This window comes from Streptomyces sp. YGL11-2 (assembly GCF_050054615.1).
Lineage (GTDB): Bacteria > Actinomycetota > Actinomycetes > Streptomycetales > Streptomycetaceae > Streptomyces.
Genome location: NZ_JBNHIN010000039.1, coordinates 1 through 15,558 on the forward strand (window position 1 = coordinate 1; position 15,558 = coordinate 15,558).

The 15,558-nt window shown below is 66.2% G+C and carries 8 protein-coding genes and 1 pseudogene; 4 read left to right on the forward strand and 5 right to left on the reverse strand.

Annotated elements, in window-relative coordinates; genetic code table 11:
• Positions 1–711: 711 nt before the first annotated feature.
• A complete protein-coding gene (locus ACO1BR_RS32000) occupies positions 712–1,677 on the reverse strand; it encodes a hypothetical protein (RefSeq protein WP_426798595.1) in 966 nt (321 codons plus the stop codon).
• A 956-nt stretch (positions 1,678–2,633) separates the two neighbouring features.
• Here ACO1BR_RS32000 and ACO1BR_RS32005 point away from each other — a divergent pair.
• Positions 2,634–3,065 carry an IS110 family transposase gene (locus ACO1BR_RS32005; RefSeq protein ID WP_426798596.1) on the forward strand — a complete coding sequence of 144 codons (432 nt, stop codon included), beginning with the start codon at positions 2,634–2,636 and terminating at the stop codon, positions 3,063–3,065.
• Positions 3,066–3,148: 83 nt separating this feature from the next.
• Here ACO1BR_RS32005 and ACO1BR_RS32010 read toward each other — a convergent pair.
• Together ACO1BR_RS32010 and ACO1BR_RS32015 are read right to left on the reverse strand one after the other, a co-directional pair.
• A pseudogene (locus ACO1BR_RS32010) lies at positions 3,149–3,307 on the reverse strand (recombinase family protein); the annotation flags it as partial.
• Positions 3,308–3,312: 5 nt separating this feature from the next.
• Complete coding sequence (locus ACO1BR_RS32015; protein ID WP_426798597.1) at positions 3,313–4,143, reverse strand: recombinase family protein; 831 nt, start codon at positions 4,141–4,143, stop codon at positions 3,313–3,315.
• A gap of 800 nt (positions 4,144–4,943) precedes the next feature.
• Here ACO1BR_RS32015 and ACO1BR_RS32020 point away from each other — a divergent pair.
• Genes ACO1BR_RS32020 through ACO1BR_RS32030 form a run of 3 tightly spaced genes read left to right on the forward strand, consistent with a single transcriptional unit; the run spans position 4,944 to position 9,969 of the window.
• Positions 4,944–5,681 carry a WXG100 family type VII secretion target gene (locus ACO1BR_RS32020; protein WP_426798598.1) on the forward strand — a complete coding sequence of 246 codons (738 nt, stop codon included), beginning with the start codon at positions 4,944–4,946 and terminating at the stop codon, positions 5,679–5,681.
• Complete coding sequence (locus ACO1BR_RS32025; RefSeq protein ID WP_426798599.1) at positions 5,678–9,472, forward strand: DUF6531 domain-containing protein; 3,795 nt, start codon at positions 5,678–5,680, stop codon at positions 9,470–9,472. Before ACO1BR_RS32020 ends, ACO1BR_RS32025 begins: the two co-directional genes overlap by 4 nt.
• Positions 9,473–9,483: 11 nt before the next feature.
• Complete coding sequence (locus tag ACO1BR_RS32030; protein WP_426798600.1) at positions 9,484–9,969, forward strand: hypothetical protein; 486 nt, start codon at positions 9,484–9,486, stop codon at positions 9,967–9,969.
• Between the two features lie 837 nt (positions 9,970–10,806).
• Here ACO1BR_RS32030 and ACO1BR_RS32035 read toward each other — a convergent pair.
• Both ACO1BR_RS32035 and ACO1BR_RS32040 read right to left on the reverse strand, forming a co-directional pair.
• On the reverse strand, positions 10,807–14,898 hold the full coding sequence (locus ACO1BR_RS32035; RefSeq protein WP_426798601.1) for a type I polyketide synthase: 4,092 nt from the start codon (positions 14,896–14,898) through the stop codon (positions 10,807–10,809).
• On the reverse strand, positions 14,885–15,457 hold the full coding sequence (locus ACO1BR_RS32040) for a carboxymuconolactone decarboxylase family protein (protein WP_426798602.1): 573 nt from the start codon (positions 15,455–15,457) through the stop codon (positions 14,885–14,887). Before ACO1BR_RS32040 ends, ACO1BR_RS32035 begins: the two co-directional genes overlap by 14 nt.
• Positions 15,458–15,558: the final 101 nt, after the last annotated feature.

Consider the following 15,558-nt stretch of genomic DNA (forward strand, 5'->3'; position numbering starts at 1 on the left):
CGAACCCGCGGAATTCGCCCCCACCCCACACCATCAGGCGACCACAGAACGACTCAAAGGCTCACGAACCGCCCACTAAAAGACTCCGTGAGGAGCTCCTTGTGAGACCCCTTACAGGACTCCTTGAGGTACTCCTCACGGAGAGTGATATCCGGAGGAACTTCCTGGTCAGGGAGGGTTGGTAAGTGGGTGTGAGGCGCTGACAACCCTCCTTGCTCTCCTCTTCCTTGGTTTGGATTGGTGGTTGTGTGGGGTGGGGAGCCGGCTCGTGCGTCGGGTTGGAGTGGGTCGCTGGGCGCTATGCCTGAGTGTTAGCCCGCCTGGGCGCCGGCGGGCTTTGGTGGTGCGGGTCGTGTTGTGCGCGCCCGTGCGGGGCTTTGGGGAGTCTCTTTGGTTCTCTCGACCCTGCGTGCTGTTGCGGCCGTCAGGCGTCGTTTTGGGGCTCCGTGGTGGTTGCCCGGGGTTCTTGTGGGCAGGGGTTGGGCGGCGTCCCTCCCCACGGCACTTCCAGTTACCGCTGACCTGCACTTTTACGCGATCGCAGGCAGAGCCATTCTCAACGAGCGCCAACAACGGGGCCGGCGCTCACGCAGCACGCCGAGCACAGAGAGTGGCTGCAAGAGAGGGGGTACCCCTGCGCCAGGTCATCCGGATGAGGAAGCCGCGGCCTCCCCGTTCGGAGCTGCGCAGACCTGTTGCCTGATACGAGGGCTATGAAACAGCCGCCATTGCCGCGCGTGCCGCGGTGAACATCTGGCGGCCGGTTCCCTGTATGGGCCCCGCCGGACTATCTTCGGCATGAGAATGGCGGCAACTTGGGCACAGAGACTCGTCGGCAACCGGCCTGAACAGCAGCGGTTGGATGTGCTCACCCGTGCACTCCCGCATCCTGGCCAGCCGCGGCTGTGACGTCGCCTCGCGTTCCCGCTGGGCGGCTAACGACGGTGCCTCCGGCATCTTGCGCGTCAGCCTGTCCCGTACCAACGCCGCCGCGCAGTGCACGTGTTGCGGCAGCCCTACGGTCAGTGCGTCGCGTACATCCGCGACGGTCGCCCCGCGCTCGAACCATTCAGCCGCCAGCGGCGCAAGGTTCTTCACTTCTTGGCCTCCCAGTCGTAGCCGCCGTTCCTCGTGTGAAACGGAGGCTAACGCCTGCACGGCACGGTCCAGCAGCGGCTGGGGGACAGCGCGCGCCGACTGCGGTTCGGGCTCCACCCGGTGATCGTTGGAATTGGGCCGCCCACCCTCCCGTCGCTTGGAAGTCGCGTCAAGGGCAGTGTCGTGCGACGTGGCGGGGGAGGGAGGGGTGGAGGTCTTCTCTTCAGTGTTCTCATGGGAACGGCCGACGGCCCGACTCTCCGGCTCACCGACGGCCGGGATGAGGCCCGTCGGTCGGTCGTCGGGCACCGCGGAGGCTTCGGTTGCCGACAACGGCACGTTGGAGACGAGCTGCGTCGTCGACCAACGGCCGCCGGAACCTTGCCTCCGCCACTCGTGCAGGTACCCCTCATCGGACAGTTGCCGCTTCGCGCGGATGAACGGTGTCTTCTTGATCCCCGCGCGCCGGGCCGTCTGCGACAGCGGCTCATCGGCGTTGTCGGGCAACGACAGCTGCCACGTCAGAAGGCGCACAGCGTCCGACGACAGGCGCGGGTGACGGATGATCTCGTTCGGCACCTGCGAGAAGAAGCGCGCAGGCGCGATAGCATGCCTAAGCATCCCAGGGAGGTCCTGTCTCCTGGCGGGTGTAGGCCCTCGGATTGGTGCTACCAACACCGCCGGGGGCCGCTCCGTTTTCGGCACGGAGCACCCGAATTCCCGCCACCGTACCTCATGATCAACCTGTGCAGGGGGCTTTGGAAGTAGGGCGCGTAGTTGTCCCGTTCTGGCTCCTGCACCGTCGACAGAGCTTTCTCGACTGCGAAGATGGCTGACTGTGTATCACGGTTGGGTCGCTTTTGCCCAGCACGTCGGCCACTGTTCCACCCCTGTTCAGACGGGTGGAACGGCAGCCGTTTCACGTCGTTTCCTGGGGAGTTCGGGGAGCGGCTGGGGAGTGCGAGTCGCAAAGATTCCACATTCCCTGAAACGCTACGAAACGTAGTCACCACAGGTCAGGTGCCCGCCCACCGATTTTGCCCAGGCCGCTCCCGCATGGGTGAGGTTCCCGACTTGTATTGGCCGTAGCGGAGCCCGGTCGGGTTGGCCGCTCGTAGCGTTCCGTAGGACGCTGGGCTGGATGGCTCGTGAGGTTCCTGCCGCCCCTCGGGGCTGGCTCGCTCGGGGTGTGCCGCCGGCCCGGTGTCCGGCCACGGTCTGACTCAACAGAGGCGTGTCCCGGCAGCGGTGTTCCCGAAGTCGGCGTGTCGGCCGTGGGCGTCTTGTCGTCCGGCCGTGAGGAGCGAACTCCCGTACTCGGCTTTGACCCGCATGAGTCCACTCACACTGCTACCGCCGTCGGCCCTGCCTCGAATCAGCAGGGCGGTTCGCTGAGGATCGACGCAAACCTCGCGGAGTACCGGCGTCTCTTGACCTGGGGTCGCCGCTGGCCGCAGCGCAAGTGGGTGGTGGAGAATGTCAATGGGATCGGCCGACACCTGGCCTAGCGGCTCGTCGCCCGCGCCGAGACCGTCGTGGATGTACCCGCCTCGGCGACCAGCCGCGTCCGCCAACTCGCCCATGGTGGCGGCCGCAAGAACGACCGGATCGATGCTGCCGCCGTGGCCACGACCCATATCCACGGAGACGGGCGTGAGGTGAACGTGGACGATCACACCACGGCCCTGGCCCTGCTCGACGAACGATGCGTCAACCTCGCCCAGGCTCGAGTTCGCACCGTCAAACAGCTGCGCGCGGTGCTGCGCGATCTGCTGCCCGGCGGTGCCCCGCCTCAGCTGTCGGCGGACCAGGCCGCCGCGCTGTACGCGTTCGGCGGCCGGTTGGGGTGGGGTGGAGTCGCGCTGGTGTGTCCGTGGCGGCAGCGGTGGGCGGGCCGGTGGTTCGACCAGCAGGATTCCATTCGACGGTCGCACACCCCGCAGCGCAGCAGTCCCGCCAGCAGATAGGTCCGGCCCGGGGCTGTCTCCCTTGGCGCTCGGGTGTGCTGTGCGGCGACGTAGTCGGCTTCGCTGACCAGTGCCGGGTGCGCGGGCTTGGTGGAGATGACCCAGTCCTCGGGGGCGTTCCACCGCATGACGTCTCGATGCCCGAGCCCGGTGTTGTTCGGATCGAGCAACTCGTGGTCGGTGCGCTGCCGATTCCATACCTGTCGACCGGTGTAGCGCGGATTGCTCAGAATCGCGCGCACCGAAGTCAGAGCGCACTTCTCTCCGGAGAGGTGCGGGTGCGTTCGGGGTCGGCTGCGGACGGGCAGGGGATGCCCGCGTCGTTCAGGGCCCGCGTGATGCGGGCGATGCTGTGCTGGGCCAGTCGTTGAGCGAAGATCCACCTGACGATCTGGCCGCACTCCGCCAGGGCCCGCGTGATGCGGGCGATGCTGTGCTGGGCCAGTCGTTGAGCGAAGATCCACCTGACGATCTGGCCGCACTCCGGATCGATGTCCAGGCGCTGGATCCGGACCCCGCGGCGAGCGAAGGAGCGGTTGGGGTGCGGGCCGGCGTCCACCAGCCGGTATCCATACGGGGGACGTCCGCCTAGATAGCGGCCTTGGTCACGGGCTTGCACGGTCATTGCGCTGCGTACCCGGATCCGGGCGCGGGCGATCTCCCGCTTGGACAGGATCCCCAGCAGGATCATCAATTCCTCGTGGCCGACGAGGGCCGGGTCGACGGCGCCGCCCAGCTCTGGCACCCACAGCGCCACGCCGTAGTGCTCGAAGAGTGGCGCCATCGTTGCGAACTGGTTGCCGTAGAAGGCACGCTCACAGGAGCCGATGACGATCGCATCGAACTCCCGGTCGGGATCGGCCATCGCCGCGAGCAAAGCAGCCGCTTGTGAGCGGCGCGCCCACGGCAGCACCCGGCTGTGACCAATGTCAAAGAACTCCGCCACTACCCGCCCGTACCCGGACGTCGCCGACTGCGCTTGTAGCAGCTGCCAGGCTCGAGAGGTGGTGGGATCCTGGTGGTCCTCAGTGGAGACCCGGCCGTAGAACGCGAACCGCAGCCCCGCGGGCGTCTGCATCTGCGTCCCGGATCGTGACCGGCCATAATCGCGAGCCCAACCAGCCAGCGGGCTGTGGGCAACCGTTGCGCTGGGTATAGGACCGGTGGCTGAAGCCTTCAACGCCATGCGCGCCACCTTCCTGCGGGTGTGCCACTTCGCCTGCGCCTGGGCGACCATCCGTAACAGACGGCTTTCAGACGCCGGTTCCTCCTGCGACCGGTTGTCCCTTCACGATTGAGCTGAGGGGTGCCAACACCAGCTGGAGTGTCCTTTCATCTGTGGGTCGAGGTACCCAGTAAGTGAGGGAGCGTCACCAGCGCACAGGTGCACGAACGTGGTGAAAATTGGTCGTGGCGAGCGTGTGTGGCTTGCGGTCAACCCATTGGCCAGCCTGTGCCGTCGGGAACCTTGCCCTTGCGGCGGAAATGCGCGTACGTGTTCACGACGGACTGATCCTGCAAGTAGAGCGGGCGTAGTCACGGACCCAGCGGTGTGCGACCCCCTCGAGGCTCGTACTCGCGTCGTACGGAACGGCCTGGGGCGCGTTCGGGGCGCGGCCGCTGTCCGGGAACGCCGGATGTATTCGACGCCTCGCGGCAGGACGAAGAAGAGAAGCAGTCGCTGGTGCATTGAGTGCCCCCCATTCTCGGCCAGCAATGGCACCGCATATCCGTCGACGCATGTTCGCTGCCTAGCCCGTCGATGACACTATTTATAGTGTCTCATTGCCTGCCCATTACCATCTCTTGGTGTGAGTCTGCTGCCCTGTAGGTGGCACGTTCCACCAAGGGGGATGTAAGTGGCAGGGGGGATTCCGTATGGCGATTGAGCTGCCTGATGAGGTGGTGACGTTCCTTCAGTTCATCGGGGTGAACTGGCCGAACGTCAACGAGGACAAGGTCCGCGAATTCGCTTCCCATGTAAGGGATTTCGCGCAGAAGCTGGATGAGACCCACAAGGACTCGACTTCGACGGTTCACCAGTTGGCCGAGGTGTATCAGGGCGCGTCGTACGAGGCGTTGCTTGCCAAGTGGGGGCAGTTGTCCGACGGGCACATGACGGAGCTGGTCAACGCCTGCCACACGGTGGCCACCGCACTCGATGTCGCGGCGGACACGATCGTGGCGATGAAGGTGGAGGCGATCGGTGAGCTGATCGTGCTGGCCATCACGTTCGTGGCTGATCAGGCGGCCGCGGTGGCGACGCTGGGGATTGCTGAGGCGGCCGAGGCGCTGGTGATCGCGGCGGGCAAGAAGCTCGTGAACTTCCTTGAGCAGCAGTTGGAGCAGTACATCATCGGCCAGGTCATCGAGGCGGCGATCAATCCGTTGGTGGAGGTGGTCGGCAAGGCGGTGAGCGGCATGGTCTTCCAGGCCGCCGAGTCCGCACTCGGCGTCTCCGCCGGCAGCGGGGGTGGGGGTGGTGCGGGGGCGAGTTTCTCCATCCATCCGGAGGAGTTGCACAAGCGCGCCGAGGTGTTGCGTGGGCATGCGCAGACGGTGGCGTCGCATGCCGCTGAGTTCGAGTCGAAGGCTGCGGGGGTGAGCTTCGAATGAGCAACCGGATCGTCAAGGCGCTGGAGCACGGCGCGGAGAAACTGGGCAAGACCCTGGCCAAGGACGCGAGCAAGGCCGTCCAGGACCTGTACCACGATGCCGGGGGGCGACTGAAGAAGGTCGCCACCAACCACGCCGAGAACGACGCCAAACACGCCGCCGAACTCGACAAACTCCTCAAGGGCAACAAGCACGACACGCCGCACGCCCCGCACACCACGGGCAGCGGCAGGAACAGGAAGGGGGCCGGCACCGCCAAGAGTCCGGCTCGTGAGGCGACTGACGGGGATGTGCACGGCAATAGCCGGACGCAGGACAGCGTGTGTTCGAAGGGTACCGACCCCATCGACCTGGCGACGGGGAAGATGTACCTGCCGCAGACCGATGTGGACCTGCCCGGTGCGCTCCCGCTGGTCTTCCGCCGGCGCGTCGAATCCGGATACCGCGCGGGGAAATGGTTCGGCCCTTCGTGGTCGAGTACCGCTGACCAGCGGCTGGAGATTGACTCCGAAGGCCTCATCTTCGTTCACGAGGACGGTCTGCTGCTGACGTACGCTCACCCCGAGTCCGGCGCGCCGGTACTGCCGTTGGCAGGACCACGTTGGCCCCTGGCGCACGCCGGCGACGGTGGTTACACCATCACCGATCCTGCCAGCGGCATCACGTGGTACTTCAGCGTCCACAGTGACTCTGTTGCACTCTTGGACGAGATCTCCGACCGCAACGGAAACTGGATCACTTTCGAGCACGATGCTGACGGTGTCCCAACGGACATCCGGCACGGCGGCGGCTATCACCTGAAGATCGCCACCGAGGAAGACCGTATCTGCGGTCTCCACCTTGTGGGAGCCGGCCCGGAGGGCGGTGACCAGCCGCTCGTCAGTTACGGCTACACCGACGGCAATCTCACCGCCGTGACCAAATCCTCCGGCCTGCCTCTTCGCTTCAGTTATGATCAGGCCGGCAGGATTGAATCCTGGACCGACACCAACAACAGCAGCTACCACTACACCTACGACGAACAACACCGCTGCATCGCCGAGAGCGGCGAAGCCGGGCACATGAGCCTGCGCATCGACTACCGCGGATACGACGAGGCCACCGGGACGCGGGTGACCACGACCACCAGCGGATCCGGCCACATCCAACGCTTCCACATCAACCGCGTGAACCAGGTAGTCGCGGAGGTAGACGCGCTCGGCGCTGTCACCCGTACCGAACGCGACCGCTACAACCGCCTGCTGAGCACGACCGATCCTCTTGGGCGCACCACCAGCTTCACCTACGACGAGTCAGGCAACACCACGGTGGTGACGCGCCCCGACGGGCGGACCGCCACTGTTGCCTACAACGAACTCAACCTACCTGTGCAGATCGTCGGTCCCGATGGGGGTGACTGGCACTACACGTACGACGAACGCGGCAACCGCACCTCGGCGACCGATCCGAGTGGGGCTCGCACGAGTTATGTCCACGACGGCCGTGGCAACCTCGCGGCTGTCACCGATCCCCTGGGCAACACCACCCGTATCGAATGCAATCAGGCTGGCTTGCCTGTCGCCGAGGTCAACCCGCAGGGTGCAACCACTCGCTACCAGCGCGATGCCTTCGGTCGCATCACGGCAGTCACCGATCCGCTCGGAGCCACCACGCAACTGGTCTGGACGGTGGAGAGCAAGCTTGCCGCCCGCATCAAGCCTGATGGCGCCCGCGAAACATGGACGTATGACGGCGAAGGAAATTGCCTGTCCCAAACCGACGCCATCGGTGGGGTCACGCAGTACACGTACACACACTTCGACAAGCCGGCTTCAAGGACTGGTCCTGACGGAGCACGGTCCACATACTCCTACGACCCTGAACTACAGCTCGTCAAGGTCACCAATGCCCAAGGTCTGGAATGGTCCTACGCCTATGATCCGGCTGGCAGGCTGATATCGGAGACCGACTTCGATGGCAGCCCCCTTACTTATACCTATGACGCCGCGGGACAGCTGACCAGCCGTACCAACGCGCTCGGTCAGAGCATCGTCTACGAACACAACGTGCTCGGCCAGGTCACCGAGAAGGTTCTCGAAGGCTCTCGCACCACCTACTCCTATGACCCAGCCGGTCATCTCGTACATGCAGCCGGCACGGATGCGACGATGTCGTTCGAGCGCGACGCGATGGGACGCGTCCTCTCGGAGACCGTCAACGGCCGTACTCTCACTCATGCCTATGACCTCGTTGGGCGCCGTACCTATCGCCGCACCCCTATTGGGGCAGAGTCGCACTGGCGGTACGACACAGTCGGAAACCCCGCCGCGCTGACTGCCTCCGGCCACAACATCACCTTCCATCACGACGCAGCCGGCCGCGAAATCGGCCGCCAGCTCGGAGGCGATCTCGCATTTTCCTACGCCTGGGGCCCCGCCGGCCGCCTTGTGAGCCAGGTGGTGAGTGCCGGGTCCTCGACGCTGCAGAGCCGCAACTACACCTACCGGCCTGACGGTCATCTGACCAGGGTGGATGACCAGCTGGCCGGCCCACGCCGCTTCGATGTCGATACGGTGGGCCGCGTCACTGGCGTCCACGCCAACGACTGGACCGAGTCTTACGCTTACGACGAGGCAGGCAATCAAACCAACGCTGACTGGCCGGCGAAACACCCCGGCACGGAAGCACGCGGACCTCGCATTGTCACCGGTACCCGGATCGGTCAAGCGGGCAATGTCCGCTACGAGCACGATGCCCAAGGCCGCGTCACCCTCAGGCAGAAGGCGCGTCTGTCGCGCCGCCCGGACACCTGGCGCTACGAATGGGACGGTGAAGACCGCCTTGTGGCCGTCACGACACCCGACGGCACACGGTGGCGCTACCTCTATGACCCCCTCGGCAGGCGTGTCGCGAAGCAACGTCTGACCACCACCGGCGAAACCGCCGAAGAGACGCATTTCACCTGGGACGGCGCCAACCTCGCCGAACAGACCAGCACCTCGCCAGCGCATAGACATCCCGTCACCCTCACGTGGGACCACGACGGCCTGCGCCCCGTAGCGCAAACCGAGCGCATCACAGCTGCTCACGCGCCCCAGCACGAAATCGACCGGCGGTTCTTTGCGATCGTCACCGATTTGGTGGGTACACCGACCGAACTCATCGGAACTCAAGGCGAGATCGCCTGGCGCACCCGTACCACGTTGTGGGGGTCCACGACGTGGACAAGCAGCAGCACTGCTTATACGCCTCTGCGGTTCCCGGGGCAGTACTTCGACTCCGAGACAGGGCTTCACTACAACTTTCACCGCTACTACGACCCAGAGACAGCCCGCTACGCGACGTCTGACCCGCTGGGCCTCAAACCTGCGCCCAACCCGTCCGCCTATGTCAACAATCCCCATACATGGGCTGACCCGCTGGGGCTAGCGCCCGAAGAAGGGTGCCCCTCCAGGCTCAAGCATGGCGAAATGTACATCTACCGCGCCGTCCAGCCTGGAGAACTCGAAGACATCATGGGGCCCGCGAACCGCCACTACCGTAATGGGCGCGGCCAGGAGATCAAGTATTTCTCGGAAACCCCGCAAGGAGCTGCAGCTTATGCACGGGCCGCGTATCACGACTTCGGAGAGAAAGACGGATATCAGCCTTACACTCTGACTCGGGCCGTCATCCGTCGTGACGCCATCCCGCCGGAAAACTATCTTCACCACCTGGCTGACGAAGGGGTCGAGAGCCCCTTCGTCCTTGACTCCGAACAGCTCAAGCGCGTAGGGCGCGTGAGAATCATCCCATCCATGCCGCACATATGATCCGGACTAACATGAACATCATCATCACCTCGGACAACGAATCGACGCTTGCCCTGTGGCGGGCGCGACTCTCCCCGTTCCCACAGGTGCAGTTCACAAAAAAGCGGTCTGCTGATATCGAAGCCGATGCCGTGGTCATCTCCGGTATCTACGCATTCGAGCGGTACGGCGGGCGTCCCAACTCCGCGATCGCGCAAGTCATCACGAACACGACGGGGGACGGGCTGCCTGGCCTGATTATTATTCCGCCAAGCCTCCCCATGGTCCTGGATCAAGAGAAGAAGCCTGTCGTTCACCCCGACTACAAGCAGACGAGCCCTGCTTATTACGCGGTTTCGCATACGCTGCAGGCAATCGATGCCCTTAATTCACAAGGCGAGTGTACGATCACGACCGTGATTTTCCCCCTTCCGCTGCTCGGTATGAACAGTCCGTGCGATGAGTCCACACCAACTTCGGTAGGGCGGGCCATCGAAGAACACGGTCACAGTCGTTGATATCTGAGACCTTTGATTTCTGACACCTGATGCATTCCAACCGATCATGAGCGCTCACTCGTACGAGTGATGCATCGGGTGTCTGCAGAGAAGTAACTTGAGGAGAGAGGGGTTTCCTGCGTGGCAGCGCGATAGGCGCGTGACGGTGGGGCGGGGCTATGGCAGCGGCAGCTCGCCCCGCATTACCGGCGTGTGCGTATGGTTCATGTCCTCGGACACACCTATCGCACACAGTGCCTGGTTTCCAGACATGCGAGTTTGGCGCCCGTTCTCGGCTTGCGGCCGGGTGGGCGCGTTCGTCGCTTCGCGCCTCCTCACATCGTTGATCGCTGCTGGCGGCGGGTGATCAGGATCCTTTCTCGTCGCCCGGTCGGTCAGGGTGCGGGCCGTCGAGTCGTATACGATGCCTCGGCTCATCGCAGCCCGTGCCCTGCCCATACGAGGGTGATGCTCATACCGCAGTAGAAGCGGAGGGAGGGGCGGGCAATCACCCGCATGGGTGGCGCCGGCCTTGACAGTGCAGATCCTGACGCTACAGGCCTCGGTAATGAGGACGTGAGGCCCGTCAAAGCGATGTCGGTGGCAACCGGTAGCTTGCGGACCGAACGGTGACGCAGTGCCGCGTTCTTCATGGACTTGCTTGCCGCGAACGGAAATCGAGGCAACGCCGAGCGCGCCAAGTCGCGGAGCTTCGGCGCGGTGACCAGACCGGCTGATGCCATGCGCCTGTCGAAAGATGGTTTTTGTGGTCTCTGTGGCGAGGACGCAACGAGGGTGATGTCGCGTCGGGTTCACTCACCGAGCGGACACCCAGGACCTCCGATGCCGTTGGCTTGTCTACTTCTGTGGCATCAGTTTGGCTGTCTTTGCCCCTGTCAGCCCTGCCAGCCAGTCGTCGATCATGCTGGCGGTGGCGGAGGCGTGTTTGTGCAGGAGTGAGAAGTGGTCGGCGTCGACTTCCTGCACGGTCCGGGCGAACTCCCATGGGGGAAGTGGCGCCTTGGTGCTGGGGAGGGGGCGCGTTGCTCTAATCAGCAGGGTGGGGATGGACAGGGGCTGGGGTCTCCAGTCGGTGAAGAGGGCGAGGTAGGCCCCGCCGACCGTGAGCTCGTAATCGTCGAGTGTCTGGGTGTCCGGCTGGTCCAGGAGGTGTCGCAGGACTGCGGCTGCCTGGCTGGCGGCGACGTGTTGTGGGGACGGCGTGTCGAGCAGTACGAGCCCTGCGGGCGGGGCGTCTGCCGTGCACAGTGCGGTGGCGATGGCGTGTGCGGCCCAGCCGCCTGAGGAGTGGCCGAGCAGCACGGCCTGGTGGGCGTGCCTGCCCAGTACGCTCGCTTGGGCGCGGGCGAAGTTGGACACGGTCTCTGGGAGCCGTGTGCCGGATCGGTGGCCGGGGATAGGCAGCAGATGTACGTCGTGGGAGCCATGGAAGGCACTGGCGAGCCGGGCGTATTGGAAGGGGTTGGCGCCGGCGAGAAGGGAAGGCAGGCAGACGAGGGCCGGGCGGGTGGGGCCGTGTGCCAGCCGCAGCAGCGGGGCGGTGTCTTCGGGCTGCCGTGTTGTAGAGACCGCTAGCAGCCGTCCGGTGCGAGTGAGCAGGTCGACAACGGCTTCCGGCTCGGTGCGCTCCAGGGCGTTGCGGACGAGCAGGGTGAGTACACCGGTGCGCGCATCGGTAGGAGTGCCCGTGTCCTTCTCGGGCGTGGGGCTGCTTGAAGCCGTCGGCACAGCGGGCGCTGCCCGCTCGCTCCTGGGGGCCGCGTGCTCCCCTGCACTGGGTACCGCAACGCCGGTCTGCGTGCTGCCATGCCGTGAGGTGACCCGCTCGGCCAGGTATGCGGCGATCGTGTGGGCGGTGGTGTGGTCGATCAGTGTGGTGGCGGGCAGCCTGAGGCCACTGGTTTCGCTGAGCTGCTGTCGTAGTTGCGTGGCGGTCACCGAGTCGAAGCCCAGCTCGGCCAGGTGTGTGTTGGGCGGGATGTCATCTGCGCTGCTGTGCCCGAGGGCTGCGGCCATGTGGGTTCGTACTGTTTCCAGGAGCAGTGCGGGGTGTTCCTCGACGGGCAACTGAGCGAGCTGAATGGCGAGTTCAGGCCCTTCATCGGTGAGAGGCGGCGTCTCGACGCCGGACTCGGGCATTGTCCCTGTGCCGCCCCATGCGGTTGAGGTGAGCCAGAACCGCCGGTGCTGGAAGGCGTAGGTGGGGAGAGGAACCGGCGGGGTGCCGTCGCTGCCAAAAACCTGTGGCCAGTCGATGGTGTGGCCGCGCAGGTGCAACAGGGCCAGGGCAGCCGGCAGGCCCGCGCTCATGGGGCCGCGACGCAGTGTGCCGGTGATGGTGACCGCCTCGGCGCGGGCAGGGTGGCCGGACGCCCACTGCTCGACGGTGTCCTCGACTGTGGGGACAAGAGTGGGGTGCGGGGAGACTTCCAGGTAGGTGGTGTGCCCGTCGGCCAGCAGCGCTTCCACGGCGCCCCGGAATCGGACTGGGTTGCGGAGGTTGTCACCCCAGTAGCGGGCGTCCAGCGCGGAGCCCGGTAGAGGGTGGGGGAAGCCACCGGTGGACGGGCGGAACAGGACTGGTGCGGTACGGGGGCGGATGCCGGTGATGGCCTCTTCGAATTGCCGCCGTACGGATTCGATGTGCGGTGAGTGGGCAGCGTAGTCGATCGGCACCCGCCGTGCCCGGATACCTGCCTTCTTGCAGTGGCGCACCAGCTCTGTCACGGTGTTCGGCGCACCGTACACGACCGTGGAGTGTGGCCCATTGACAGCTGCTACCCCGGCATCACCGGAGTAGCGGGCGAGCAGCTCGCACGCCCGTTCCTCGGACAGTTCCAGGACGCCGAGGGCTCCGGAGCCGGCGAGCGGACGAAGCACCTGACCGCGGCGAGCCACCACCAGAGCTGCGTCTTCCAGTGTGAGCATCCCTGCGATGTGGGCGGCGGTGATCTCTCCCAGCGAGTGGCCCATCACCGCATCAGGCACGATCCCGTATGACTCCCACAGCCGCGCGAGGGCGACCATGACCGCCCACAGAGCAGGCTGCACCACGTCCACCTGGTTCAGCGGCGGCGCGCCCGGCCGCCCGTGCAGCACATCCAGCAGCGGCCAGCCTGTATACGGGGCCAATGCTTCGGCACAGGCGTCCAGATGCTGCCGGAACACCGGCTGCGCCTCATACAGTTCGCACCCCATGCCCCGCCACTGCGCGCCGTGCCCGGGGAAAAGGAACACCAGCTTGCCTGTGATGCCGCGCGGCGCGATGCCGCGGCTGATCAGCGGATGCGGGCGCCCCTGCGCCAGCGCGTCGAGTGCCGGGCGCAACTCCCCGGGCGGCCCGACGATGGCGGCACGGTGTGGGAAGTGGGTACGGGTGGTGGCCAGCGCCCGGGCTATGGCGAAGGGTTCGGTCTCGGGGTCGGTGGCCAGGTGGGCGGCGAGACGAGCAGCCTGGTCGCGGAGCGCGTCGGGGCTGGGTGCGGACAGGAGCCACAGCGGCGGGCCAGGCGGCACTGCGCGGGCAGGTTCCGGCTCCGGAGGTGCTTGTTCGAGGATGAGATGGGCGTTGGTGCCGGAGATGCCGAACGAGGAAACCGCGGCGCGCCGGAGATGGCCCGGGACGGCCGGCCAGGGGACGGGCTCGCGCAGCAGGTGGAGCACGCTGCTGTCCCAGTCGATGTACGGACTCGGCTCATCGGCGTACAGGGTCCGGGGCAACTGTTCATGGCGGAGTGCGAGCACCATCTTCAGCAACCCCGCGACTCCAGCCGCCGCGATGGTGTGGCCGAGGTTGGATTTGATGGACCCCAGATACAACGGACTTTCGCGCTGTCCACCGTAGGCGGCGATCAATGCCTGGGCCTCGATGGGATCTCCCAGCGTGGTGCCGGTGCCGTGGGCCTCTACGGCATCGATGTCGCCCGGCGCCAACCCTGCGTTGTGCAGGGCGGCGCGGATGACGCGCTGCTGGGCAAGGCCGTTGGGCGCGGTGAGGCCGTTGGAGGCGCCGTCCTGGTTGAGGGCGGTGCCTCGGATCACGGCAAGCACGGGATGTGCGGCGCGCCTGGCGTCGGCGAGCCGTTCCAGCAGTACCAGGCCGACGCCCTCGGAGAGCCCCATGCCGTCGGCGCTGTCGGCGAATGCCTTGCAGCGGCCGTCGCGGGCGAGGACACCGAGCGAGGCGAGCCCGACCAGCATCTCGGGGGTGGAGTTGACGGTGGCACCGCCGGCGAGGGCGAGATCGCAGTCGCCGGTGCGCAGGGCCTGGCAGGCGAGGTGGATGGCGGTGAGGGACGAGGAGCAGGCGGTGTCCACACTGACGGCGGGGCCTTCCAGGCCGAAGGTGTAGGCGACGCGGCCGGAGGCGATGCTGGGGGCCGTGCCGGTGTGCCGGTAAGACTCGTTGGACGGGCCGTCGCCCGACAGCCGTACCGGGCCGCCGTAGGTGGTGGCCATGACGCCGGTGAACACTCCGGTGGCGGTGGATCGCAGCCGGGTGGGGTCGATGCCGGCGCGCTCCAGCGTCTCCCAGGTCACCTCCAGCAGCAGTCGCTGCTGCGGATCCATGGCCTGCGCCTCGCGTGGGGAGAACCCAAAGAACGCGGCGTCAAAACCCGCCGCGTCCGCCAGGCCACCCCCGGCGAACACTGGCGGGGCCACAGAGTCCCGGGCCATCGGTCCGCGCCAAGCGGCGAGATCCCAGTCCCGGTCGTCGGGCAGCGGCCCGATGACGTCGCGCCCCTCGGCCAGCAGCTGCCACAGTTCCTCTGGGGTGGTGACTCCACCGGGGAAGCGACAGCCCATCGACACGATCGCCACCGGTTCGCGCCAGCCCTTGAGCAGCCGCTGATTCTCCTGCTTGAGGCGAGCGTTTTCGCGCAGCGCGGCGCGCAGCGCCCGGACCACCCGGTCATCATCCTGCAGCATCAGTCGCCTCCCGCCCGGCTGTGGGCGGTGCGGGGTCCGGAGCTACGCCGAAGCTGTTGAGGGCGGCTGCCCACATCCGGTAGTGGCCGGCAAGTATGGACACTTCGATCAACTGCTGTTCGCCGTAGTGCTGGGCGAGGCGCTGCCAGGTGGCCTCGGAGACGCAGGCATGGTGGTGGAGTTCGTCGGCGGCGGTGAGCAGGGTCGCCTCGTGCGCACTCCAGCCGTCGGCGCCCGGGCCGGCTGTGGTCCGGTCGATATCGGCGGGGGTGAGGCCGGCGAGGCGGCCGATCCGGACGTGCTGGGCATTGATGTACGCCGACCCGGCCAGGTGCGCGGTACGCAGGATCACCAGCTCCCGGTCCCGGTCCGGCAGCGTGCCCGCGTACAGCAGCATCCTGGAGAACGGGTACGAGGCGGCGAGGAGTTCAGGGTGGCGGGCGAGGGTGGTGGTGATGTTCGCGGTGCGCAGCGCTGCGTCGGGTAGCGCGGCGAGTAGGTCCCGGACCTTGGGGGCGAGGTGCTCAGGGTCAAGTGGGGGGATGCGGGGCGCGGTCATACCGCGCCCCTTTCGTAGCGCACGGGAAGTGCAGCGACGCCGCGCGCCGGCAGGATTTCGCGTAAGCCAACCCCGCGGCCGGTGCGGGGGCTGGTGGTGAC